Origin of the sequence: Amycolatopsis saalfeldensis, assembly GCF_900110575.1 — a bacterium.
GTDB classification, from domain to species: Bacteria; Actinomycetota; Actinomycetes; order Mycobacteriales; family Pseudonocardiaceae; genus Amycolatopsis; species Amycolatopsis saalfeldensis.
On record NZ_FOEF01000019.1, the window covers coordinates 33,168 to 53,140 of the forward strand.

Annotated in this window: 18 protein-coding genes and 1 pseudogene; 15 read left to right on the forward strand and 4 right to left on the reverse strand. The window is 71.7% G+C overall.

The features are described from left to right. Positions 1-32: 32 nt before the first annotated feature. A complete protein-coding gene (locus tag BMY97_RS33510) occupies positions 33-1,208 on the reverse strand; it encodes a globin domain-containing protein (RefSeq protein ID WP_091624976.1) in 1,176 nt (391 codons plus the stop codon). A gap of 191 nt (positions 1,209-1,399) precedes the next feature. Then, a complete protein-coding gene (locus tag BMY97_RS33515) occupies positions 1,400-2,575 on the reverse strand; it encodes a globin domain-containing protein (protein ID WP_091624979.1) in 1,176 nt (391 codons plus the stop codon). A 374-nt stretch (positions 2,576-2,949) separates the two neighbouring features. Between BMY97_RS33515 and BMY97_RS33520 the strand changes: the two genes are divergently transcribed. From BMY97_RS33520 to BMY97_RS48755, 5 genes and pseudogenes are all read left to right on the forward strand, one after another. Further along, entirely contained in the window at positions 2,950-3,423 is a 474-nt protein-coding gene (locus BMY97_RS33520) for a MarR family winged helix-turn-helix transcriptional regulator (protein WP_091624981.1), read from the forward strand. 52 nt (positions 3,424-3,475) lie between these two features. Continuing rightward, a complete protein-coding gene (locus tag BMY97_RS33525; RefSeq protein ID WP_091624983.1) occupies positions 3,476-5,560 on the forward strand; it encodes an MFS transporter in 2,085 nt (694 codons plus the stop codon). Positions 5,561-5,720: 160 nt separating this feature from the next. Next, positions 5,721-6,908: an MFS transporter gene (locus BMY97_RS33530; protein ID WP_091624986.1), complete on the forward strand. Its 1,188-nt coding sequence runs from the start codon at positions 5,721-5,723 to the stop codon at positions 6,906-6,908. Between the two features lie 93 nt (positions 6,909-7,001). After that, on the forward strand, positions 7,002-9,599 hold the full coding sequence (clpB, locus tag BMY97_RS33535) for an ATP-dependent chaperone ClpB (protein WP_091624989.1): 2,598 nt from the start codon (positions 7,002-7,004) through the stop codon (positions 9,597-9,599). A 182-nt stretch (positions 9,600-9,781) separates the two neighbouring features. Then, a pseudogene (locus BMY97_RS48755) lies at positions 9,782-10,426 on the forward strand (hypothetical protein); the annotation flags it as partial. Positions 10,427-10,794: 368 nt separating this feature from the next. Here the strand turns inward: BMY97_RS48755 and BMY97_RS33545 are convergent. Continuing rightward, on the reverse strand, positions 10,795-11,796 hold the full coding sequence (locus tag BMY97_RS33545) for a hypothetical protein (RefSeq protein WP_091624996.1): 1,002 nt from the start codon (positions 11,794-11,796) through the stop codon (positions 10,795-10,797). A gap of 71 nt (positions 11,797-11,867) precedes the next feature. On the opposite strand from BMY97_RS33545, the gene BMY97_RS33550 reads away from it, so the two are divergent. The 4 genes from BMY97_RS33550 to pyrE all read left to right on the forward strand — a co-directional run bounded on the left by BMY97_RS33550 (position 11,868) and on the right by pyrE (position 16,608). Beyond that, on the forward strand, positions 11,868-12,632 hold the full coding sequence (locus BMY97_RS33550) for an SDR family NAD(P)-dependent oxidoreductase (protein WP_091624999.1): 765 nt from the start codon (positions 11,868-11,870) through the stop codon (positions 12,630-12,632). 76 nt (positions 12,633-12,708) lie between these two features. After that, positions 12,709-13,479, forward strand: a complete 771-nt coding sequence (locus BMY97_RS33555; RefSeq protein WP_091625001.1) for an ABC transporter ATP-binding protein — start codon at positions 12,709-12,711, stop codon at positions 13,477-13,479. Continuing rightward, complete coding sequence (locus BMY97_RS33560; protein ID WP_091625002.1) at positions 13,479-16,007, forward strand: ABC transporter permease; 2,529 nt, start codon at positions 13,479-13,481, stop codon at positions 16,005-16,007. The genes BMY97_RS33555 and BMY97_RS33560 overlap by 1 nt, the downstream gene beginning before the upstream one ends. A gap of 37 nt (positions 16,008-16,044) precedes the next feature. Further along, positions 16,045-16,608: an orotate phosphoribosyltransferase gene (pyrE, locus tag BMY97_RS33565; RefSeq protein WP_091625005.1), complete on the forward strand. Its 564-nt coding sequence runs from the start codon at positions 16,045-16,047 to the stop codon at positions 16,606-16,608. A gap of 45 nt (positions 16,609-16,653) precedes the next feature. Here the strand turns inward: pyrE and BMY97_RS33570 are convergent, their stop codons facing one another. Continuing rightward, positions 16,654-16,848 carry a CsbD family protein gene (locus BMY97_RS33570; protein ID WP_091625007.1) on the reverse strand — a complete coding sequence of 65 codons (195 nt, stop codon included), beginning with the start codon at positions 16,846-16,848 and terminating at the stop codon, positions 16,654-16,656. 160 nt (positions 16,849-17,008) lie between these two features. Here BMY97_RS33570 and BMY97_RS33575 point away from each other — a divergent pair, with 160 nt between their 5' ends. The 6 genes from BMY97_RS33575 (at position 17,009) to BMY97_RS33600 (ending at position 19,971) form a co-directional block, all read left to right on the forward strand. Beyond that, on the forward strand, positions 17,009-17,575 hold the full coding sequence (locus BMY97_RS33575) for an RNA polymerase sigma factor (RefSeq protein ID WP_091625009.1): 567 nt from the start codon (positions 17,009-17,011) through the stop codon (positions 17,573-17,575). Then, positions 17,566-18,138, forward strand: a complete 573-nt coding sequence (locus BMY97_RS33580) for an anti-sigma factor (protein ID WP_091625012.1) — start codon at positions 17,566-17,568, stop codon at positions 18,136-18,138. Before BMY97_RS33575 ends, BMY97_RS33580 begins: the two co-directional genes overlap by 10 nt. After that, positions 18,135-18,521, forward strand: a complete 387-nt coding sequence (locus BMY97_RS33585; RefSeq protein ID WP_091625015.1) for an Asp23/Gls24 family envelope stress response protein — start codon at positions 18,135-18,137, stop codon at positions 18,519-18,521. The genes BMY97_RS33580 and BMY97_RS33585 overlap by 4 nt, the downstream gene beginning before the upstream one ends. Continuing rightward, on the forward strand, positions 18,518-18,820 hold the full coding sequence (locus BMY97_RS33590) for a hypothetical protein (RefSeq protein ID WP_091625017.1): 303 nt from the start codon (positions 18,518-18,520) through the stop codon (positions 18,818-18,820). The genes BMY97_RS33585 and BMY97_RS33590 overlap by 4 nt, the downstream gene beginning before the upstream one ends. Positions 18,821-18,922: 102 nt before the next feature. Further along, positions 18,923-19,420: an Asp23/Gls24 family envelope stress response protein gene (locus BMY97_RS33595; protein ID WP_091625019.1), complete on the forward strand. Its 498-nt coding sequence runs from the start codon at positions 18,923-18,925 to the stop codon at positions 19,418-19,420. 164 nt (positions 19,421-19,584) lie between these two features. Further along, on the forward strand, positions 19,585-19,971 hold the full coding sequence (locus BMY97_RS33600) for a DUF2784 domain-containing protein (RefSeq protein WP_091625400.1): 387 nt from the start codon (positions 19,585-19,587) through the stop codon (positions 19,969-19,971). Positions 19,972-19,973 lie beyond the last annotated feature (2 nt).

The window sequence follows — 19,973 nt, forward strand, 5'->3', positions numbered from 1 at the left end:
CGGCGGCGCCCGCTCTGTCCGAAATGGACAAATCAGTCGATGGTGAACGGGTCGTACGAAATGCGTTCCAGGTCGACGCCGGCCGCCAGCAGTTTCGCGATCGTCGCGCGGATCATCGACGGTGAGCCCGACACCAGCACGTTGTGCTTCTTCCATTTGCCACGCTGGGTCACGGCGGCGGCCAGAGTGCCCCGGTCGCCGCCGGAGACCGCGCCCTCCTCCGTCACCGGGGTCACCGTCAGCCACGGCGAGGTGACGGCCAGCCGTCGCAGCTCGTCCAGCGCGTACAGGTCACCGGGCCGGCGCCCGCCGAAGAACAGGTGGACGGGCGGGTTGCGCTTCCAGCGCGAAAGGTCGTCCAGGATGGACAGCAGCGGGGTGATGCCGGTGCCGCCCGCGATCATCAGCAGCGGCCGCTGGTCCGCCGCCGGCAGCACCGAGAGGGCGCCCAGCGGCGGCCCCAGCCGCCACACATCGCCGGCCCGGGCGTGGTTCACGATGGCGCGCGAGACCCAGCCGCCCGGCACCGAGCGGACGTGGAAGGTCACCAGCCCGTCGTCACGCGGCGCCGTCGCCGGCGAGAGGTAACGCCACAACCGTGGCCGCTGCGGGATCTCCACGCTCACGTAACCACCGGGGCGGTACGGCAGGAGCTGCTCGGTCCGCACCCGCACCAGCGCGATGTCACGCGAGAGCTTCCGGTGCTCCAGCACGGTCGCGGGCCACCAGGCCGGCCCGGTTTCGGCCGCCGCGGCCTTGCGCATGGTCTCCGAGATCAGCCCGTACGCCGAGGTCCACGCCGTTTCCACCTCGGGGGTCCAGGCGTCCTTCAGGAAACGTTTCAACGCGCTGACCAATGCCGTCCCGACGGCGTCGTAGTGGCGGGTCAGCACGTCGAACTTCCGGTGGTCGCGGCCCAGCTGGCCGAGGAAAGTGACGAGCTCGTCCGGGCGGTCCACCATTTGCACCACGTAGACAAGCGCGCGCAGCAATCGGCTTCGCTGGATCGTCATGCTGACCGGGAAAAGATCACGGGCGTCCGGGGCGAGCACGAACAAGGCGCCGTAGAAGTACTGGGCCAGTTCCTCGGCTTTCGGCTCCACCAGCGCGAAACTCTCGCGGATGAGCCGGGCGTGCTCGGTTCCCCGGGCGGAAGTGGCCGGGGCAGGGCGCGCCGGAAGATCGTACTTCAGGGATTCAGAACTCATCGGGAACGGTTTTCTCCAGTCCAGCCAGGCATTTCCAGTACCCACGCGGCTTTGCTGACGCGAGCCGCCCCCGAGAAGACAAGACTGTAGGCCGGATGACCGGAAAACTGGTGGAGACAACGGTTTTCCCGCTCGAACGGAGCAATAATCAATACGTCAGGTCAACCCGGTCTGGCGCTCAGTAAAAAGGATCAGTCGATGGTGAACGGGTCGTACTGGATCTGGCCCAGCACGCTGCCCGCGACGAGCATCCGCGACACCGTCGCGCGGATCATCGACGGCGAGCCGGACACGAGGATGTCGTGGTCCGACCAGGCGCCATAACGCGTGACCGCCTCGGCGAGAGTGCCCTGCTCACAGCCCGGAAGGTGGTCGCCGCGCTCGACCACGGGCGTCACGGTGAGCCACGGGTTGGTCGAGGACAGGGCCCGCAGCTCCTCGAGGTCGTACAGGTCTTCGCGCGACGGGCCGCCGTAGAACAGGTGGGTTTTCGGGTTCTCGCCCCACAGGGCCAGGTGGTCGAGGATCGAGCGCAACGGCGCGACGCCGGTGCCGCCGGCGACCATCAGCACCCCGCGCGAGCGCTCGCGGTCCACGGCCATCCGCCCGAGCGGCGGCCCGAGGCGCCAGACGTCGCCGGGCTGCGTGTGGCTCACGATGGCGCGCGAGACCCAGCCGCCGTCGACGGCGCGCACGTGGAACTCGATCCCGCCGTCCTCCCGCGGCGCGTTCGCCGGCGAGAGGTAACGCCACAACCGCGGCCGTTGCGGCACCTCCACACTCATGTACTGCCCCGGCAGGTACGGCACGGGCTGGGCCGGCACCAGGCGCACCAGCGCGAGGTCCCAGGTCAGCCGCCGGTGCTCGACCACGGTGGCCTGCCAGGACGCCGGGTTCGCGTCGGCCGAGGCGGCCTCCTGCATGGCGCGCGCGACGATGGTGAACGCCTCCGCCCACGCGCGCTCGACGGCCGGCGTCCACTCGGGTCCGAGGTGGTTCTTCAGCGCCGCGAGCAGCGCCGTGCCGACGGCCTCGTAGTGCCGCGGGATGACGCCGAACTTGCGGTGGTCGCGGCCGAGCTGGCGCAGGAACGGCACCAGGTCGTCGGGCCGGTCCACCATCTGCACGATGTGCACGAGGGCGCGCACCAGCCGGCCGCGCTGCACCTCCATGTTGATCGGGAAGAAGTCGCGGGTGACCGGCGCGAGGGTGAACAGCATCCCGTAGAAGAACTGCGAGATCTCCGGGATGAACGGCTCGGACTTGGCCCAGGTGTCGCGGATCAGCCGCACCATCGCGGTGACCGCGGCCGGCGCTTCGCGGGGCGCGGCCGAGCGGGGGATCGGGGAGACGGAATCGGCTGTCATGGGCTGTCGTTCGCTGGTCGGGAGTGGTGCGCGGGGACGGGCGGGGGCGTCACGGGCGGGCGGCGGCCTGATCCGGTGGCCGCGGCTCGCACCGTCTCGTCCCGGCGTTCCCGCGGGAATTCACCACTGCTCCACCTCGTTCTCCCGGACATGCTGCTCGAAGCTGTCGCGACGTCCACTTCACGTGGTCCGTCCGCAGAGTAGCCGCCCTGGGCCTCTTTGCCTGCAACGTTGCTCCGGTCGGGTTACCGGCCGGCGAACCGACGTGGGGCAGCTCACCGAATAGATAGTTGCCCTACGCAACCTTCCGGCGATAAACTTGTATTGCACAACCAATTGGGGTGCCTGAGCGGCGCCCGGCCCGGGAGGATCCGATGAGCTCTGCCGAAGACGTCAGGGTTGAGTTGATGCGGGAGCTGAAGACCTCGTCGCAGCTCCAGCACCTGTGGATCATGCAGGCGTGGCAGGAGGAACCCGGTCTGCACCCGGCCGCGGGAATGCTGCTGTCCGATCTCGTGAAGCACGGTGAAGCGCGGCCGTCCGAGCTGGCGAAACGCCGGCTCGTCGACCTCTCCGTGATCAGCCGCCAGATCGCCCAGCTGCAGGCCGCGGGCCTGATCACCCGCCGCCCGGCCCCGGAGGACGGGCGGGCGTCGCTGATCAACGTGTCCGAGAAGGGGCGGGGTGAGCTGGAGCGCTGGCGCACCCAGTACCTCGCCTTCTTCGAGAAGGCGCTCGTGGGATGGGACGAGGAACGGATCGCCGACCTGACGACCCGGCTCGCCGAAATGAACGGCGATCTGCGCGCGGTGCTGGGCAGCCCCGCCTGCGCGGCGGATCAAGCCTGAACGTCGGGAAAGTGAGTGGGAAGAATTGAGCACCACGGTTACCGGTGAGCCGATGACGCACCGGCAGATCATGAAGGCCTTCTCCGGCCTGTTGCTGGCCCTGCTGGTGGCGATGCTGTCTTCGACCATCGTGTCGAACGCGCTGCCGACCATCATCCGGGACCTGCACGGCTCGCAGAGCCAGTACACCTGGGTCGTCACCGCGACCCTGCTGACGTCCACCGCGACCACCCCGATCTGGGGCAAGCTCTCGGACCTGTTCAGCAAGAAGCTGCTCTACCAGCTGGCCATCGTGATCTTCACGGTCGGCTCGGCGCTGGGCGGCATCTCCGGCTCGATGCCCGAGCTGATCGCGTACCGCGCGCTGCAGGGGGTCGGCCTCGGCGGATTGCAGGCGTTGATCCAGGTGGTCATCGCCGCGATGATCGCGCCCCGCGACCGCGGCAAGTACTCCGGCTACACCGGCGCGGTGTTCGCCGTCGCCACCGTCTCCGGGCCGCTGATCGGCGGCCTGATCGTGGACTCGCCGCTGGGCTGGCGCTGGTGTTTCTGGGTCTGCGTGCCGATTGCGGTGATCGCGTTCGTGGTGCTCGGCCGCACGCTGAAGCTGCCGGTGCTCAAGCGCAAGGTGCGGATCGACTGGCTGGGCGCGACCCTGCTGGTCGGCGGCGTCGCGCTGCTGCTGATCTGGGTTTCGCTGGCCGGGACCAGCTTCGGCTGGGCCTCGTGGTCGAGCGTCGCGTACGTCGGCGGGGCGGTGGTTTCGCTGGCGCTGGCGCTGTTCGTCGAATCGCGGGCCGCGGAGCCCGTGGTGCCGCTGCGGCTCTTCCGCAACCGCACGTTCACGCTGTCGGTGCTGGGCTCGCTGGCCGTGGGCACCGCGATGTTCGGCGGCTCGGTCTTCCTCGGGCAGTACTACCAGATCTCACGCGGGTTCTCGCCGACGCACGCCGGCCTGATGACCCTGCCGCTGGTGCTGGGCCTCGCGCTCGCGTCGACGAGCGCCGGCCAGGTCATCTCGCGCACGGGCCGCACCAAGCCGTTCATGGTGGCCGGCGGCGCTTCGCTGCTGGCCGGGCTGTTCCTGCTCAGCACGGTGGACCACACCACCGACCTGACGCTGATGGGCGGCTACCTCGCGCTCGTCGGCATCGGGCTCGGGTTCCTGATGCAGAACCTGGTGCTGGTCGTGCAGAACACCGTCGCGATGAAGGACATGGGCGCGTCCTCCTCGGTGGTCACGTTCTTCCGCTCGCTCGGCGGGGCGGCCGGGGTGTCGGCGCTGGGCGCGGTGCTCTCGGCGCACGTCGCCACGAACATCACGAACTCGTTCTCGCGCCTCGGCATCCCGGCCGGCGGCGCGGTGCACGGCGGCGGCGGAACGCTCGACATCGGCTCGCTGCCGGTCGCGCTGCAGCCGGTGGTGCGCGCCGCCTTCGGTGACGCCACGGGCACGGTGTTCCTGTTCGCGGCCGTCATCGCGGTGGTGACGTTCCTGGCGGTGCTGCTCATGAAGGAGGTCCCGCTGCGCCGGACGCTGGACGCGGACTCCGCGCCCGCTGTCGTCGAAATCCAGGCTGGGGACGGGAACGTCACGACGTCCTTGCGCGGCCGGGTGCTCGACGCCGACGGCCGCCCGGTCTCAGGGGTCGTGCTCACGCTGACCGACGCGTCGGGCCGCCAGGTCGACGTCGGCCGCACCGGTCGCACCGGCGAGTACTCGCTGAGCGCGGACGCCGAGGGCCACCACGTGCTGCTGGCCACGGCCGGCTCCCTGCGCCCCAGCGTGTCGACCGTGCACCTGGCCGAGCGCCCGGTCTGGCACGACCTGCTGCTGGACGGCACGGGCGGCTTCACCGGCCGCGTCCGCACCGCCGGCCGTCACGCGGCGGTCCCCGGCGCGATCCTGACGGTCACCGACAGTGCCGGAGCGGTCGTCGCCTCGTCCCTCACGGGCGGCGACGGCACGTACTCCCTCACCGGACTGCCGGCGGGTTCGTACACGCTCACCGTTTCGGCCTACGACCACGAGCCGCACAGCGAACTCCTGCCGGTGACCACCGGCGCCGCGCTGCGGCACGACGTGGTGCTCGAACCCGAGGGCGAGTTCGCCCGCCACACGGGAACGCTGAACTGAACCGAAGAGCCCCGGCGACCGTTTCCCGGTCACCGGGGCTCTTCGCGTCACACGGCGCTCGTTCGTCCCCTTGCGCTCTACCGCCAGTGGCATTCGGGCCCCGACGAAGTCTCCTTCCGGACCTGACCCGCCGCGGTGGCCCGGCGGTAGCGTCGATCAAGTGACGCGGAGCAGGGTGGCACTGCTGTGTGCGCTGGGGATCGACAACTTCGGCTCGGGCCTGTTCCTGCCGCTCGCCCTGGTCTACGTCACGCGCGTAGTGGGCCTGCCGCTCGCGTTCGCGGGGACCGCCGTGACGCTCGGGACGACGGCCGGGCTGCTGGTGCCGCCGCTGGCCGGGCGGCTGGTGGACCGGATGGGGCCGCGGGTGGTCGTGGTCGGCGCGCAGCTGTTGCAGGCGGCCGGGGCTGGTGCGTACGCGCTGGCGGACGGCGTCGTCGAGGTGGTCATCGCGGCGGTGCTGCTGGGGGCCGGGCAACAGCTGTTCTACAGCTCCCTGTTCGCCCTCATCGCGGACGTCGCCGGCGACGTGCCGAAGGACCGGCCGTTCGCGGAGGTCGGCATGGCCCGGGCCGGCGGGTTCGGGCTCGGCGGGCTCACCTCGTCGGTTTTCCTGACCTGGTACGGAAATGCGGGCTACGGCGTGGCGCTCGCCGTGGACATCGGCACCTTCCTGGTGGCCGCCGCGGTGGTCGCGTTCGTCGTCCGGCCCGCGGCGCGGGCGCCCCGTCCGGCGCCGACCGGGACCGGCGTCCTGCGCAACCGGCCGTACCTCGCGCTCATCCTGTTGAGCGGAATGTTCGGCCTGTCCCTGGACTTCTTCCTGGTGGGCACGCCGGTGTTCGTGCTCGACCTGCTGCACGGGCCGACCTGGCTGCCCGGCACGATCCTGGTCGTGCTGACCGTGGTCACCAGCTTCGGCGGCACCCTGGCGTTACGGCTCACCCGGCGGCTCAACCGCATCGACGCGATGCGCGGCGGCTCCGCGCTGTTCGCCGCGTGGTGCCTGGTCAGCCTCGGCGTGCTGCTGGTCCCGGCCCCGTGGCGGCCGGCGTACCTGCTGGCGGCCACGCTGGTCTACGCGGCGGGCGACCTGGTCTTCGGCCCGCGCTCCGGCGCGCTCGCCGAGGCCGCGGCGCCGCCGGAAGCGAAGGGGCGCTACCTCGCGGCGTTCCAGTACGCGTTCACCGTCGCGCAGGTGCTGGCCCCGGCGGTGGTCGCCTTGTTCTCCGTGTCCAGCTGGTTACCCTGGGTGCTGGTCGGGGTCTGCGCTTGCCTGGCCGCGGCCGGGCTCGGCAGGCTGGGACCGAGATTGCCCGCGGAAGCCGTCACCCCGATTCAGAGTTGAGCGGAACAGACTCAAGTTTTCTGACGTTGTACTCGTCGACGGGCCTTGGTCAGGGCTGTCACCTGGACTTTCCACAAACGCATGAGGTGAGGGATGGACGCTTTCAACCCGACCACGAAAACCCAGCAGGCGATCTCGTCGGCGGCGCAGGCGGCCACCATGGCCGGCAACCCGCACGTTTCGGCCGCCCATCTGCTGGGCGCCCTGCTGGCGCAGGGTGAGGGGCTCACCGCACCACTGCTGACCGCGGTCGGGGCCGACCCGGAGGTGGTGCACAAGGAGCTCGACCCGATCATCCACGCGCTGCCGTCCGCGACCGGCGCGACGGTGTCGAGCCCGCAGTTCGACGGGCCCGCGGTCAAGTCGCTGACGCAGGCGCAGAAGCTGGCCACCGAGCTGGGCGACGAGTACGTGTCGACCGAGCACCTGCTCGTCGGCCTCGCCACCGACGGCGGCCAGGTCGCCGACCTGCTCAAGCGCCACGGCGCGACGCCGGACGCGCTGCGCGAGGCGTTCGCCAAGGTGCGCGGCTCCGCGCGGATCACGAGCGCGGACCCGGAGAGCACGTTCAAGGCGCTGGAGAAGTACGGCGTCGACCTGACCGAGCGCGCCCGCGCCGGCGAGCTGGACCCGGTGATCGGCCGGGACACCGAGATCCGCCGCGTCGTGCAGGTGCTTTCCCGCCGTACCAAGAACAACCCGGTGCTGATCGGGGAGCCCGGCGTCGGCAAGACGGCGATCGTCGAGGGGCTGGCGCAGCGGATCGTCGCGGGTGACGTGCCGGAGTCGTTGCGCGGCAAGCGCGTGGTGGCACTCGACCTCGGGTCGATGGTGGCCGGCGCGAAGTTCCGCGGCGAGTTCGAGGAGCGGCTGAAGGCCGTGCTCAAGGAGATCACCGACTCCGCGGGCCAGGTCGTCACGTTCATCGACGAGCTGCACACCATCGTCGGCGCCGGTGCCACCGGTGAGGGCGCGATGGACGCGGGCAACATGATCAAGCCGATGCTGGCCCGCGGTGAGCTGCGCATGGTCGGCGCGACCACGCTCGACGAGTACCGCCAGCACATCGAGAAGGACGCCGCGCTGGAGCGCCGTTTCCAGCAGGTGCTGGTCGGCGAGCCGTCGCCGGAGGACACCATCGCGATCCTGCGCGGGCTCAAGGAGCGGTACGAGGTGCACCACGGGGTCCGGATCACCGACGCCGCGCTGGTGGCCGCCGCGACGCTGTCCGACCGCTACATCACCGCGCGCTTCCTGCCGGACAAGGCGATCGACCTGGTCGACGAGGCGGCGTCCAAGCTGCGCATGGAGATCGACTCGCGGCCGGTGGAGATCGACGAGGTCGAGCGGGCCGTGCGCCGCATGGAGATCGAGGAGATGGCACTGTCCAAGGAGGACGATGCCCCCTCGAAGGAGCGGCTGGGCGCGCTGCGGGCCGAGCTGGCCGAGAAGCGCGAGACGCTGACGGCGCTGACCGCCCGGTGGCAGAACGAGAAGGGCTCCATCGAGCGCGTCCGCGAACTCAAGGAGCAGCTGGAGCAGCTGCGCGGCGAGTCCGAGCGCGCCGAGCGCGACGGTGACCTCGGCAAGGCCGCCGAGCTCCGGTACGGCCGGATTCCCGCGCTGGAGAAGGAGTTCGAGGCCGCGACCGCCGCTTCCGAGGCGAGCGCGCAGAACGTGATGCTGAAGGAAGAGGTCAGTGCCGACGACGTCGCCGACGTGGTCAGCGCGTGGACCGGCATCCCGGCCGGCCGGCTGCTGGAAGGCGAGACGGGCAAGCTGCTCCGGATGGAGGAGGAGCTGACCCACCGCGTGATCGGGCAGGAAAAGGCGGTGCAGGTGGTGGCCGACGCCGTCCGCCGCACCCGGGCCGGCGTCGCCGACCCGGACCGCCCGACCGGCTCGTTCCTGTTCCTCGGCCCGACCGGCGTCGGCAAGACCGAGCTGGCGAAGGCGCTGGCGGAGTTCCTGTTCGACGACGAGCGCGCGATGCAGCGCATCGACATGAGCGAGTACTCCGAGAAGCACTCGGTGGCCCGCCTGGTCGGCGCGCCGCCGGGGTACGTCGGCTACGACCAGGGCGGCCAGCTGACCGAGGCCGTGCGGCGCCGTCCTTACACGGTGGTGCTGCTCGACGAGGTCGAGAAGGCGCACCCGGACGTGTTCGACGTGCTCCTGCAGGTGCTCGACGACGGCAGGCTGACCGACGGCCAGGGCCGGACGGTGGACTTCCGCAACACCATCCTGATCCTGACCTCGAACCTGGGCTCGCAGGCGATCGCGGACCCGGGCCTCGACGAGCGCCAGCGCAGCGACGCCGTGCTGGAGACCGTGCAGCGCCACTTCAAGCCGGAGTTCCTGAACCGGCTGGACGACATCGTGGTGTTCCACGCGCTCGGCACCGAGCAGTTGACGTCCATTGTGGACATCCAGGTGGCCAGGCTCGCGGCCCGGCTGGCCCAGCGCCGGCTGCACCTCGAGGTCACCGACGGCGCCCGCGAATGGCTGGCGCTCAACGGCTTCGACCCGATCTACGGCGCCCGGCCGCTGCGGCGCCTGGTGCAGTCGGCGATCGGCGACCAGCTGGCGCGCAAGCTGCTGGCGGGCGAGATCCGCGACGGCGACACCGTCCGGGTCGACCTCCCGGAGCTCGAGACGGGCGGCACGCTCTCGGTCGAGCGCGTCGACTGAGCCACCCGGTGCGAACGGCCCTCTCACTTCGGTGGGAGGGCCGTTCTTCCGTTCACCAGGCGAGCCGGCCCGTGAATTAAGCGATTTGTCGATGTATCCGCCGAGGTGAAACCTCGAAAGGGGCGCGCCGACACGGTGCGGGCGCCGGGGCGAGACGGGCCGGGGGCGATACCCTGGCCGACGTGGGTATCTCGGCGTGGATCTGGTTCGTCATCGCCGCCGTCGCGCTGGTGGCGGGGCTCGGGCTGCTCGCGGCCGACCGGGCCAAGGAGGGCTCGCGCAACCGTGAGCGGATGCGCTGGGCCCAGTTGCGCGGCTGGCAGTTCGTGGAGGAGGACGATCGGCTGCCGCAGCAGTGGTCGGGCGGCGCGATCGGGTACTTCGGGGCCGACGCGGCGGTGAACGTCGTCGCGGGCTCCACCTTCACCTCCGACGGGCGACGGCCGGTGTTCATCTTCGACATCGAGTCCGAGGGCCAGGTGCCCGCGGTCGTCGTGGCCGTGCGCTGCAACAAGACGCACCGCGTGCCGGTGGAGATGTGGCTTTCGAGCGTGCCGTTCCAGCGCGAGAACATGCCGGAGATGCTCGGCCCGATCGGCCAGCGCTACGCCTTCGCGGACGACGCGGAGGGCGCGCGCCAGGTCATCACCCAGGAGCTGGTCGACGCGGCCGACCAGCTGGGCGGCGACGTCGGCGTGGCCTGGCTGGAGAACGAGTGGGTGCTGGCGAGCGTCACGCCCAACTCGGGCCCGTCCCGGCTCGAGCGCCTGCTCCGTGACCTCGGCGAGATCGCCGACATCGTCGACCCGTTCGACGAGGACTACGAGCCCATGGGCAGCGGCCACTACGACCCGGCCGCCCCGACCGGCAGCGCCTACGCCCCGACCGCGGCGGCTTCCGGCCCGGCCGCGGCAACGACCGGCCCGGGGACTGCCGGCGCTCAAGACCCGAGTGCGCCGTCCGGCCGGCACTGGACCCCGGCCGCGGGCACCCCGCTCCCGGCCGACTCCCGCACGACGCAGCCCGCCGAAACCCCGGGCAGCACCCACGCGCCGTCGCCCGCCGACACCCGAGCGACCATGCGGATGGACAGCCGCCCGACGGCCCCGTCGAACGGCCCCAGCACTTCCGGCTCAGTCGGCCCCCAGCCGACCCCGCCCCAGCAACACCCCGACGACGAGGCCTGAACCAGCGCCTACTGCGGCGTGATCACCAACGGCGGCGTCGAAACCGTCACCGGTGGCTGGCCCAGCGCCGCCCCCGTGACGGACGGGGACAAGGACAGCCGCCCACCCGCCCCGGAAGCAGTGACCGCACCGCCGGTGGAGCCGACTTCGTTGACGGTCAAGGAACCGCGGAACGAGTTGGACGCCCCGCCGGGGTCGGCGGACTGGGTGGTCGCGAGAAGGCCCGAGACCGGCCCGAAGGTGCCGCCGGCGATGTGGTTCGCGCCGAGGTTTCCGGACAGCGGGTGGTCGAGGCGGCCGGTGAACTGGCCCAGACCGTGCTGCTCCGAGTTCAGCACCACCGAGCCCAGCTGACCGGCGTCCACGGCCTGTGCCGCGGAGCGGTGCACCCCGGCGCCGCCGCGGAGGTCGCCCGTGAAGTGGCCCGCGTCGAAGGACAGGATGTGCCCGGCGTCGGCCTGGCCGGAGTCCTGGCTGAGCGCGTCGACGCCGTAGGGCAGCCAGACGCCGTTTTCCGCTGATCCGCCGACCCCGTTCAGACAGGTGTCCGCGCTGGAAGGGGCGAGCGTGCCGGCGCAGGAACGCGTGAAGTGCTGCTCGTTCCCGCTCATCAGGCGGACCGGCGAGCCGAGCCGGACGTCGTGGCGCTGGCTCCGCGAAACCGCCGCAGTGCCGCCCGCCGACTTCACCGCTGTGAGTGAACCGCCGCCGGTCAGTTCCTGCGTGTCGGACAGGGCGTGTCGGAAATCGGAGAGCGCGGAAAAGCCGCCCGCGCCGACCGGCAGGACGTCGTGGCGGGTGAGGCCGAGCGAGCCGTGCGCGGCGTCGGTGGTGGTGTGCAGACCATGGTCGAAAGTCGCGGTTTCCTGGTGGCCCAGCGGCAAACCCTCGATGGGCAGGGTCGGCTCGGCGAGCGCGGAAGCGGGGGCGGCGAGCAGCAGTGCGAAGGGTGCCGCACTGGCGGCCACCTTGGGCAGGTAGCCGGGCTTCCGCTGGGTGTGCTTGCCCATGGGCCGGACCATACGGCCGGGCCAGCGCAAATGCACATTCTCTCCCCGCCGCGGGGGGTACCTTGACCGTCATGACGACCGCCGTGATCACCGGGGCCACCGCCGGCATCGGCGCGCAGTTCGCGCGCCGCCTCGCCGCCGAGAAGTACGACCTGGTGCTCGTCGCCCGCGACGAGGCGCGACTGACCGCGTTCGGCGCCGAGCTGGCCGAGCGCCACGGCGTCGCCGTCGAGACCGTGGCCGCCGATTTGTCCGAAGTAGACGGACGCACCGCGGTCGAGGAGCTGCTCGCCGCCCGCCCGGTCGACCTGCTGGTGAACAACGCCGGCTTCGGCCTGAGCGGGCAGTTCTGGGAGATCCCGCCCGACGCCCTGCAGCGCCAGCTCGACGTGAACGTCACCGCCGTGCTCCGCCTCACCCGCGCCGTGCTGCCCGGCATGGTCGAGCGCGGCCGGGGCGACATCATCAACCTCTCCAGCGTCGCCGGCTTCTTCTCGGGCCGCGGCTCCACCTACACCGCGAGCAAGAACTGGGTCACGTCGTTCACCGAGGGCATCGCGACGTCGCTGCCGCCGGGGCTGCGGATGATGGCGCTCTGCCCCGGCTTCACCTCCACCGAGTTCCACCAGCGCGCGGGGCTGGAGAAGGAGGGGCCGAAGGCGTTCTGGCTCGGCGTCGAGCAGGTGGTGGACGAGGCGCTCGCGGACCTGCGCCGCGGCAAGGTCATCTCCGTGCCGAGCCTCCAGTACAAGGCGGTGGTCGCCGTCGGCGGGCTGCTGCCGCGCGGGGTGCTGCGCCGGATCAGCGGCAGCTTCGGCAACCGCGGCCGCACCTGAGGTAGGGCTGTCCCCACCCCGTCCCGGCGAGCTGGCACCAGGGTGCGCGCCCCTCGTTCTGCCTAGCGTTTTCCCCATGACGACTGGGTGGAACGAGACGGTCCGGCTCGACGCGGTCCGCAAGGAGTACGGGCGGGGCGCGGAGTCGGTGGTGGCGCTCGGCGGGGTGAGCCTGGCCTTCCCCCGCGGCGGTTTCACGGCCGTGATGGGCCCGTCCGGATCCGGCAAGAGCACCTTCCTGCACTGCGCCGCGGGCCTCGACCGGCCGACCTCGGGCTCGGTCTGGCTCGACGGCCAGGACCTGGCGAAGCTGTCGGAAACCGAGCTGACCAAGCTGCGGCGCGACCGCGTCGGCTTCGTCTTCCAGGCGTTCAACCTCCTGCCCGCGCTCACCGTGCAGCAGAACGTGGTGCTCCCGCTGCAGCTCGCGCGCAAGCGCGTGGACAAGCGGCTGGTGGCGGACATGCTCGCGCACGTCGGGCTCGCCGATCGCCGCAAGCACCTGCCCGGCCAGCTTTCCGGCGGCCAGCAGCAGCGCGTCGCCATCGCGCGGGCGCTGGTGACGCGCCCGGCCGTGGTCTTCGCCGACGAGCCGACTGGCGCGCTCGACACCCGCACCGCGGCCGACGTGCTGGGCCTGCTCCGCCAGTCGGTCAGCGGCGGACTGACCGTGGTGATGGTGACGCACGACCCGGTCGCGGCCGCGCACGCCGACCGGGTCGTCTTCCTCGCCGACGGCCAGGTGGCCGACGAGGTGCAGCGGCCGAGTGCCGAGGCGGTCGCCGAGCGGATGACGCACCTGGGCGCGTGGGCCGCGCAGCGCCGGGTCGCCGTGGGCGGTGCGTGATGTTCCGCCTCGCACTGCGCACCCTCCGCCTGCGCAAGGGCGGTTTCATCGCGACGTTCGTGGCCGCGTTCTTCGGGGCGGTGATGATCTCGGCGTGCGGCGGCCTGATGGAGACCGGCATCCGCGCCGACGCGCCGCCGCAGCGGCTCGCGGCCGCGCCGATCGTCGTCAGCGGTCCGCAGGAAATCCAGGTGTACCGGGACAATCCGGCCGACGACGACAAAGGCAAGACGAAGAGCGCGACGCTGCCCGAGCGTTCCCGCGTCGACGCCACGCTCGCGGACCGGCTTAGCGCCACACCCGGTGTGTCCACTGTGGTCGGTGAGCTGAACTTCCCCGTCGTGCTGCCCGACGCGAGCGCGCTCGGCCACGCTTGGGATTCCGCTGTGCTGACGCCGTACGCCCTCACCGCCGGGCACGCGCCCGCTGCGGGTGAGGTGGTCGTCGATGCCGCGCTGGCCGGGGAAAAAGGCCTCACGCCAGGTAGTTCGTTTGCCTTCGCGGCCCACGGCGCCACGGCCGATTACCGGGTCGCCGGGATCGCCGAAGGCCCGCACGCCACCACCCAGCCCGCGGTCTTCTTCGCGGCCGCCGACGCCGAGCGCCTCGCCGGGCACCCCGGCCAGGTCGACGACTTCGGCGTCTTCACCGACCAGGACGCCGCCACCGTCGCGGGCCGGATCACCGGGATCGGCGACGCGGTGGTGCTCACCGGCGACGACCGCGGCCACGCCGAATTCCCCGAAGCCGTGTCGAGTGGCGACAACCTCGTCGTGCTCTCCGCCGTCACCGGTGGACTGTCCACAATGGTCGCCATCTTCGTGGTGGCGAGCACCTTGCTGCTCTCCACCCAGCAGCGCCAACGGGAATTGGCCCTGTTGCGCGCCATCGGCACCACCCCGCGTCAGCTGCGCCGGATGGTGCTGGGCGAGGCACTGGTGGTCGGCCTGCTCGCCGCCGGGGCCGCCGCGGGACTCGGCCCGCTGCTCGGCCGGTGGCTGTTCGACCGGCTGTCCGGCGCCGGCGCGGTCGCCGAAGCCGTCGAGTTCCACCTCGGCTGGCTCCCGAAGGTCGTCGCGGCGGGCGCGACGCTGGTCGCCGTGCTGATCGCGGCGTTCGTCGCGGGCCGACGGGCCGGTCGCGTCCGCCCGACCGAGGCGCTGGCCGAATCGACGGTGCCGCGCCGCTGGCTCACTCCGGTGCGGCTGATCGTCGCCATGCTGTCCTTCGGTGGCGGGACGGCGCTCGGCATCGTCACGCTGGCCGTGATGACCGGCCCGGTCGCGGCGAGCACCGCCGGGCCCGCGGTGCTGCTGTGGGCGATCGGCGTCGCGGCGATCTCCCCCGGCGTCACGAAACTCGTGGCCGCGCTGCTGCACCTGCCGATGCGCGCGCTGGGCGGGGTGGTCGGGCGGACCGCGCTGATCAACACCCGGGCCGGCGCGCTGCGGGTGTCGGGCGCGGTCACGCCGATCATGCTGGCCGTCGGCATCGCGACGGCGAACATCTACCTCCAGACCACGCAGCAAGCCGTGTCCCAGCAGGCTTTCACCGAGGACCTGCGCGCGGACGCCGTGGTCGCCGCGCCCGCCGGCGTGACGCCCGAGCTGACGCGCCGGATCCAGCGGACGCCGGGTGTCGGCGGCGCTTCGGAGTACGTGACCAGCACCGTGTTCGTCACCGAGCCGTTCGACGACAGCCAGGACCAGGACGGCAGCGCCGCGATCGGTGTCACCGGCGGAGCGGCCGCGCAGACGTTGTCGGTCAAAGTCACCGCGGGGACCCTCGACGCGCTCACCGGCAACACCGTCGCGCTGCCGGACACCGTCGCCGCGGACCTGCACCGGAACGTCGGCGACCGGATCACGCTGCGGCTCGGCGACGGCAGCCAGGCGGACGTCCGCGTGGTCGCGCTCGTCAGCCAGCGCACCGGGTTCGAGAGCCTGGTGTTCCCGGCCGGGCTGCTCGCCGCGCACACCACCGCCGGCCTTTCGCCGCAGCTTCTGGTGCGCGCCGCCCCGGGGATCGACGCGGCCGCGCTCACCACGAACCTGAAGACCGCGACCGCGGGGTTGCCGGTTTCGGTGGGCGACCGGGATTCGCTCGTCGCCGCGCACGCGAAGGGTGACCAGGTCGGCGCGTGGGTGAACTACCTGATGGTCGGGATGATCATCGCGTACACGGTGATCTCGGTGGTGAACACGCTGGTGATGGCCACCGCGCGGCGACGGCGCGAGTTCGGGGTGCAGCGCCTCGGCGGCTTCACCCGCACGCAGGTGCTGCGGATGGCCGGCGTCGAAGGCGGGCTGGTCGCGACGATCGGGGTGCTGCTCGGCACCGTCGTCTCGGCCGGCGCGATCGTGCCGTTCTGCCTGGTGGCCAGCGATTCCGTGCTGCCGAGCGGACCGGCCTCGATCTACCTGTCCGTGATCGGGATCGCCGTGGTGCTCGCGCTGTTCGCCTCGCTGGTGCCGGCCTGGGCGGCCACGCGGGCACGCCCGATCGACGCGGCTGCCGTCGGGGAGTGACCCGCCGCCCGCCGCGCCGTGTGTAAGACTCTGGGCCGTGGCGTACCCCGGGTTGGATCAGACCGCGAAACTCGAATTGGCCAGGCTGGTCACCGAACTGGCCGTGGTGCACGGCAAGGTGACTCTCTCGTCCGGGAAGGAAGCCGATTACTACATCGACCTCCGCCGCGCGACCCTGCACCACGCGGCGGCGCCGTTGATCGGCAAGCTCCTGCGGCAGCTCACCGCCGACTGGGACTACGTCGCCGCCGGCGGCCTCACCCTCGGCGCCGACCCGGTCGCGCTGGCGATGCTGCACTCCGCCGCGGCGGACGGCATGGTGCTCGACGCGTTCGTGGTGCGCAAGGCCGTCAAGGAGCACGGCATGCAGCGCCGGATCGAGGGCGTGGAGGTCCGCGGCCAGCGCGTGCTGGCCGTCGAAGACACCTCCACCACCGGCGGCAGCGTGCTCACCGCGGTCGAGGCGCTGCGCGAGGCCGGAGCGATCGTCGCCGGCGTCGCGACGGTGGTCGACCGGGACACCGGCGCCCGCGAGGCCATCGAGAAGGAAGGCCTCGAGTACCGCTACATCCTCGGCAAGGACGACCTCGGCCTGAACTGAGCCGGCAGCCCTCCGCACCCCCGAGGGCGGAGGGCTGCCGTCCGCTCACTTCTTGAACAGGTCCTTCGCCTTGTCGACGGCGTCGCCGGCGGCGTCCTTGACCTTGTCCACGGCCTCGGAGAGCCCGGCCTTCGCCTGGTCGGCCTGGCCCTCGGCCTGCAGCTTGTCGTCGCCGGTCGCCTGGCCCGCGGTCTCCTTGGCCTTGCCGCCGAGGTCCGTGATCTTGTCGCCCAAGGACATCGGGCACCTCCCGTTTCCCGTGGCGCCCGTGGTCGGACGCGCTGCCTGATGGACACGGGCTGCCACGGATTCGTCACGGATTCGCCGCCGTGACCACCATCACCGACAATGCGTGCGTGACGTTCGCCCGCCTCGCCGTGTCCTCCTTCCAGGAGGTGCCGTGACGACAGCCAGCGCGGAGCCCGGAACACCGCTCGACGACGTGACCCTCGTGGGCCGCGCTCGCGACGGCGACGTCCGGGCGTACGAACAGCTGGTGCTGCGCTACCAGGGACCGATGTTCCGGCTCGCCGTGAAGATGCTCAACCATCGCGGCGACGCCGAGGACGTCGTGCAGGAGGTGTTCCTCGGTGCGTGGCGCAAGCTGGAGCAGCTCAGTGACAACAGCGCGTTCGTCGGCTGGCTCTACCGGAGCACGACGAACCGCTGCCTCAACGTGATCCGGGCCCGCCGCCCACTCGCCGACGTCGACCTCGACCTGGCCGAGTCCCCGCGGACGGACACCCAGCCGGAGCACGCGGCGCAGGTCAGCGGCCAGCTGGCCGCGCTGAACGAGGCACTGCAGCAGCTCACCCCGCAGCAACGCGCGTGCTGGCTGCTGCGTGAGGTCCACGGTCGCTCCTACGACGAGATCGGCGAGGTCGTCGGTGCCAACGGGACGGCGGTGCGTGGCCGCATCGCGCGGGCCCGCGCGCAGCTGGCGGAGGTGATGAAGCCGTGGCGGTGAACCAGAGTTACGAACTCCCGTGCGGCCGGGACCTGGACACGGTCTGGGACCGGCTCGACGAGGTCGGGTCCGGGCACGCGGACGAGCACGAACTGACCTGCCCCCACTGCCGCACCGCGCGGGAGAGCCTGCTGGCCCTGCGCGAGGCGACCCAGGAGCTGGTCGACGAGCCCGACCCGGTCCCGCCGGACCTGGTGGGGCGCATCATGTCGGCGGTCCGCGCGGAGGTGCGGCGCGGGCAGATGCTGAGCCTGCCGACGCCGGAGCCCGGCGGGGTCGAGGTGAGCGAGCAGGCCGTCGCGGTGATCCTGCGCTACGCCGCGGACTCGGCCGGCGGGGTCCGGGCCCGGCGGTGCCGGGTGCGGAAGGCGGGCGTCGACTCCGACGGTGCGAGCGTCGTCGAAGTCGAGCTCACCCTGGTCGTCCGGCTCGGGAACCGGGACGGCGGCGAGACGTTGGCCAGGGTGCGCGAGCGCGTCGTGGCCGCGGCCGCGGCACGAGTGGGACTCTCGCTCGCGAAGCTGGACCTGCTGGTGGAAGACGTGTACGAGGACGGGGAATGACAGTCGAGGCCGAGTACGTGATCGCGGACCCGGTGGTGGCGAGTGTCGCGGCGCGGGCCGCGCTCGCCACCCCGGGGGTGGTGCGGCTCGAACCGGGCCTGGTCGGGCTGGTCACGGCGTGGACGCGGGCGGCGCGCCAGCGGTGGAAGGGGCTCGACCCGGCGCCGGCCGACGGCGTCCGCGTGCGCAGCGCCGACGGGCGGCTGACCGTGCAGGTCGACCTCGTGACCTCCGGCGTCGACCAGGCCGCCGCCGTCGGCCGCGCGGTGCAGCGCTCGGTGACGCGGGTGGTCGCCGAGCAGACCGGGCTGGCCGTGACCGAGGTGCTCGTGTCCGTGCTGGACATCGATCCCGTCGCGCCGATCGAGCCGGAGGGCCGGTGACGACCACGACCGCCCGCGAGACGACGGACCGCATCGTCGCCGCGCTGGAAAAGGTGGACGGCCTGCGGCCGGCGACGCCGATCGCGCCGGAGCACTCGTGGGTGCCCGGCGACTGGTCCGGCACGGCCGTCGACCTCGATCCGGAAACGGTGCAGATCCGCCTGATCGCGACCCGGCTGCCGCTTCCGCCGTTGCTGGACGCGGCGGCCGACGCGGTGCGCGCGGTCCTCGACGGCACCGAGTGGGACTCGGCGAAGCTGCGGCTGGTCGTCACCGACATCGACGGCGCGGCGTTCTGAAGTCCACACGATCGGGTCGTGACGATGGCCGGGTAGGTGTGTCGATAGGGCGAACGGGGCAAGAAACCGTTGTGTGAACAAGGCAATCGAGGGAGGAACCTGATGACGACCGTCGAGAAGACCGTGAAGCAGGCCGGCCGCGGCACCGCCGAGAAGCCGGTGGTGAAGACGGCCGAGGTGGCCACCAGGACGGACACCAGCCCGCTCGTCACCGAGCACGGCACCACCACGATCGCCGACACCGTGGTGCAGAAGATCGCCGGCCTCGCGACGCGTGAGGTCTCCGGCGTGCACGCGCTCGGCGGCGGGGCCGCGCGGGCGTTCGGCGCGCTGCGCGACCGCATCCCGGGCGCGTCCGCCAGTGCCGGCCAGGGCGTGAGCGTCGAGGTCGGCGCGAAGCAGGCCGCGGTGGACCTGGAGCTCGTCGTCGAGTACGGCGTGCCCATCGCCGAGCTGGCCCGGGCCGTGCGGCGCAACGTGGTCGGGTCGATCGAGCGGATGACCGGGCTGGAGGTCGTCGAGGTGAACATCAACGTCGGCGACGTCTACATCCCGAGCACCGACGAGGAGCCTTCTTCCGGCGGGGATCGCGTCCAGTAGGCGCCCCACCCGGAGTGACTCCTCCGTTACCGCCTGGGTGAACAGGTTGCTCCTGTGGGTTGAACATCACAGCGAGCAGCCTTTTTTCCTGCTCCCACACGACTTCAGCGGAGTATCGTCGCTGGTGGGGGGTTCGGGAAGGGGGCGCGACGGTGAACGAATCGGTGGCTCATTTCCTCGCCGACCTCACGGTCGCGGTGCACATCCTGGCCCTGTTGTTCATCGGGCTCGGCGGCTTCCTCGCCTGGCGCTGGCCCAAGCTCGTCTTCGTGCATGTGTTCTTCGCGGTCTGGGGCGTGCTGGTCAACGTCACGCCGGTGCCGTGCCCGCTCACCGCGGCGGAGAACTTCTTCCGCCATCAGGAGGGCCTCGGCGACCTGCCGGGCGGCTTCAACGCGTACTACCTCTACGACACGGTGATCCCGCGTTCGCTGCTGCCGGTGGTCGTCGTTGTGGCGCTGGGCCTGCTGGTCTTCTCCTACGTCGGTGCCTACCAGCGCTGGCGTCACCGCCACGAGGACCCCGCGGCGCACCGCGTCCGCCTGGGCTGAGC

Excerpts from the sequence above, each read along its gene's own strand:
- BMY97_RS33510 (WP_091624976.1), bottom strand. The coding sequence starts at position 1,208 with ATGAGTTCTGAATCCCTGAAGTACGATCTTCCGGCGCGCCCTGCCCCG.
- BMY97_RS33515 (WP_091624979.1), bottom strand. The coding sequence starts at position 2,575 with ATGACAGCCGATTCCGTCTCCCCGATCCCCCGCTCGGCCGCGCCCCGC.
- BMY97_RS33520 (WP_091624981.1), top strand. The coding sequence starts at position 2,950 with ATGAGCTCTGCCGAAGACGTCAGGGTTGAGTTGATGCGGGAGCTGAAG.
- BMY97_RS33525 (WP_091624983.1), top strand. The coding sequence starts at position 3,476 with ATGACGCACCGGCAGATCATGAAGGCCTTCTCCGGCCTGTTGCTGGCC.
- clpB (WP_091624989.1), top strand. The coding sequence starts at position 7,002 with ATGGACGCTTTCAACCCGACCACGAAAACCCAGCAGGCGATCTCGTCG.
- BMY97_RS33545 (WP_091624996.1), bottom strand. The coding sequence starts at position 11,796 with ATGGGCAAGCACACCCAGCGGAAGCCCGGCTACCTGCCCAAGGTGGCC.
- BMY97_RS33550 (WP_091624999.1), top strand. The coding sequence starts at position 11,868 with ATGACGACCGCCGTGATCACCGGGGCCACCGCCGGCATCGGCGCGCAG.
- BMY97_RS33555 (WP_091625001.1), top strand. The coding sequence starts at position 12,709 with ATGACGACTGGGTGGAACGAGACGGTCCGGCTCGACGCGGTCCGCAAG.
- BMY97_RS33560 (WP_091625002.1), top strand. The coding sequence starts at position 13,479 with ATGTTCCGCCTCGCACTGCGCACCCTCCGCCTGCGCAAGGGCGGTTTC.
- BMY97_RS33570 (WP_091625007.1), bottom strand. The coding sequence starts at position 16,848 with ATGTCCTTGGGCGACAAGATCACGGACCTCGGCGGCAAGGCCAAGGAG.
- BMY97_RS33585 (WP_091625015.1), top strand. The coding sequence starts at position 18,135 with ATGACAGTCGAGGCCGAGTACGTGATCGCGGACCCGGTGGTGGCGAGT.
- BMY97_RS33595 (WP_091625019.1), top strand. The coding sequence starts at position 18,923 with ATGACGACCGTCGAGAAGACCGTGAAGCAGGCCGGCCGCGGCACCGCC.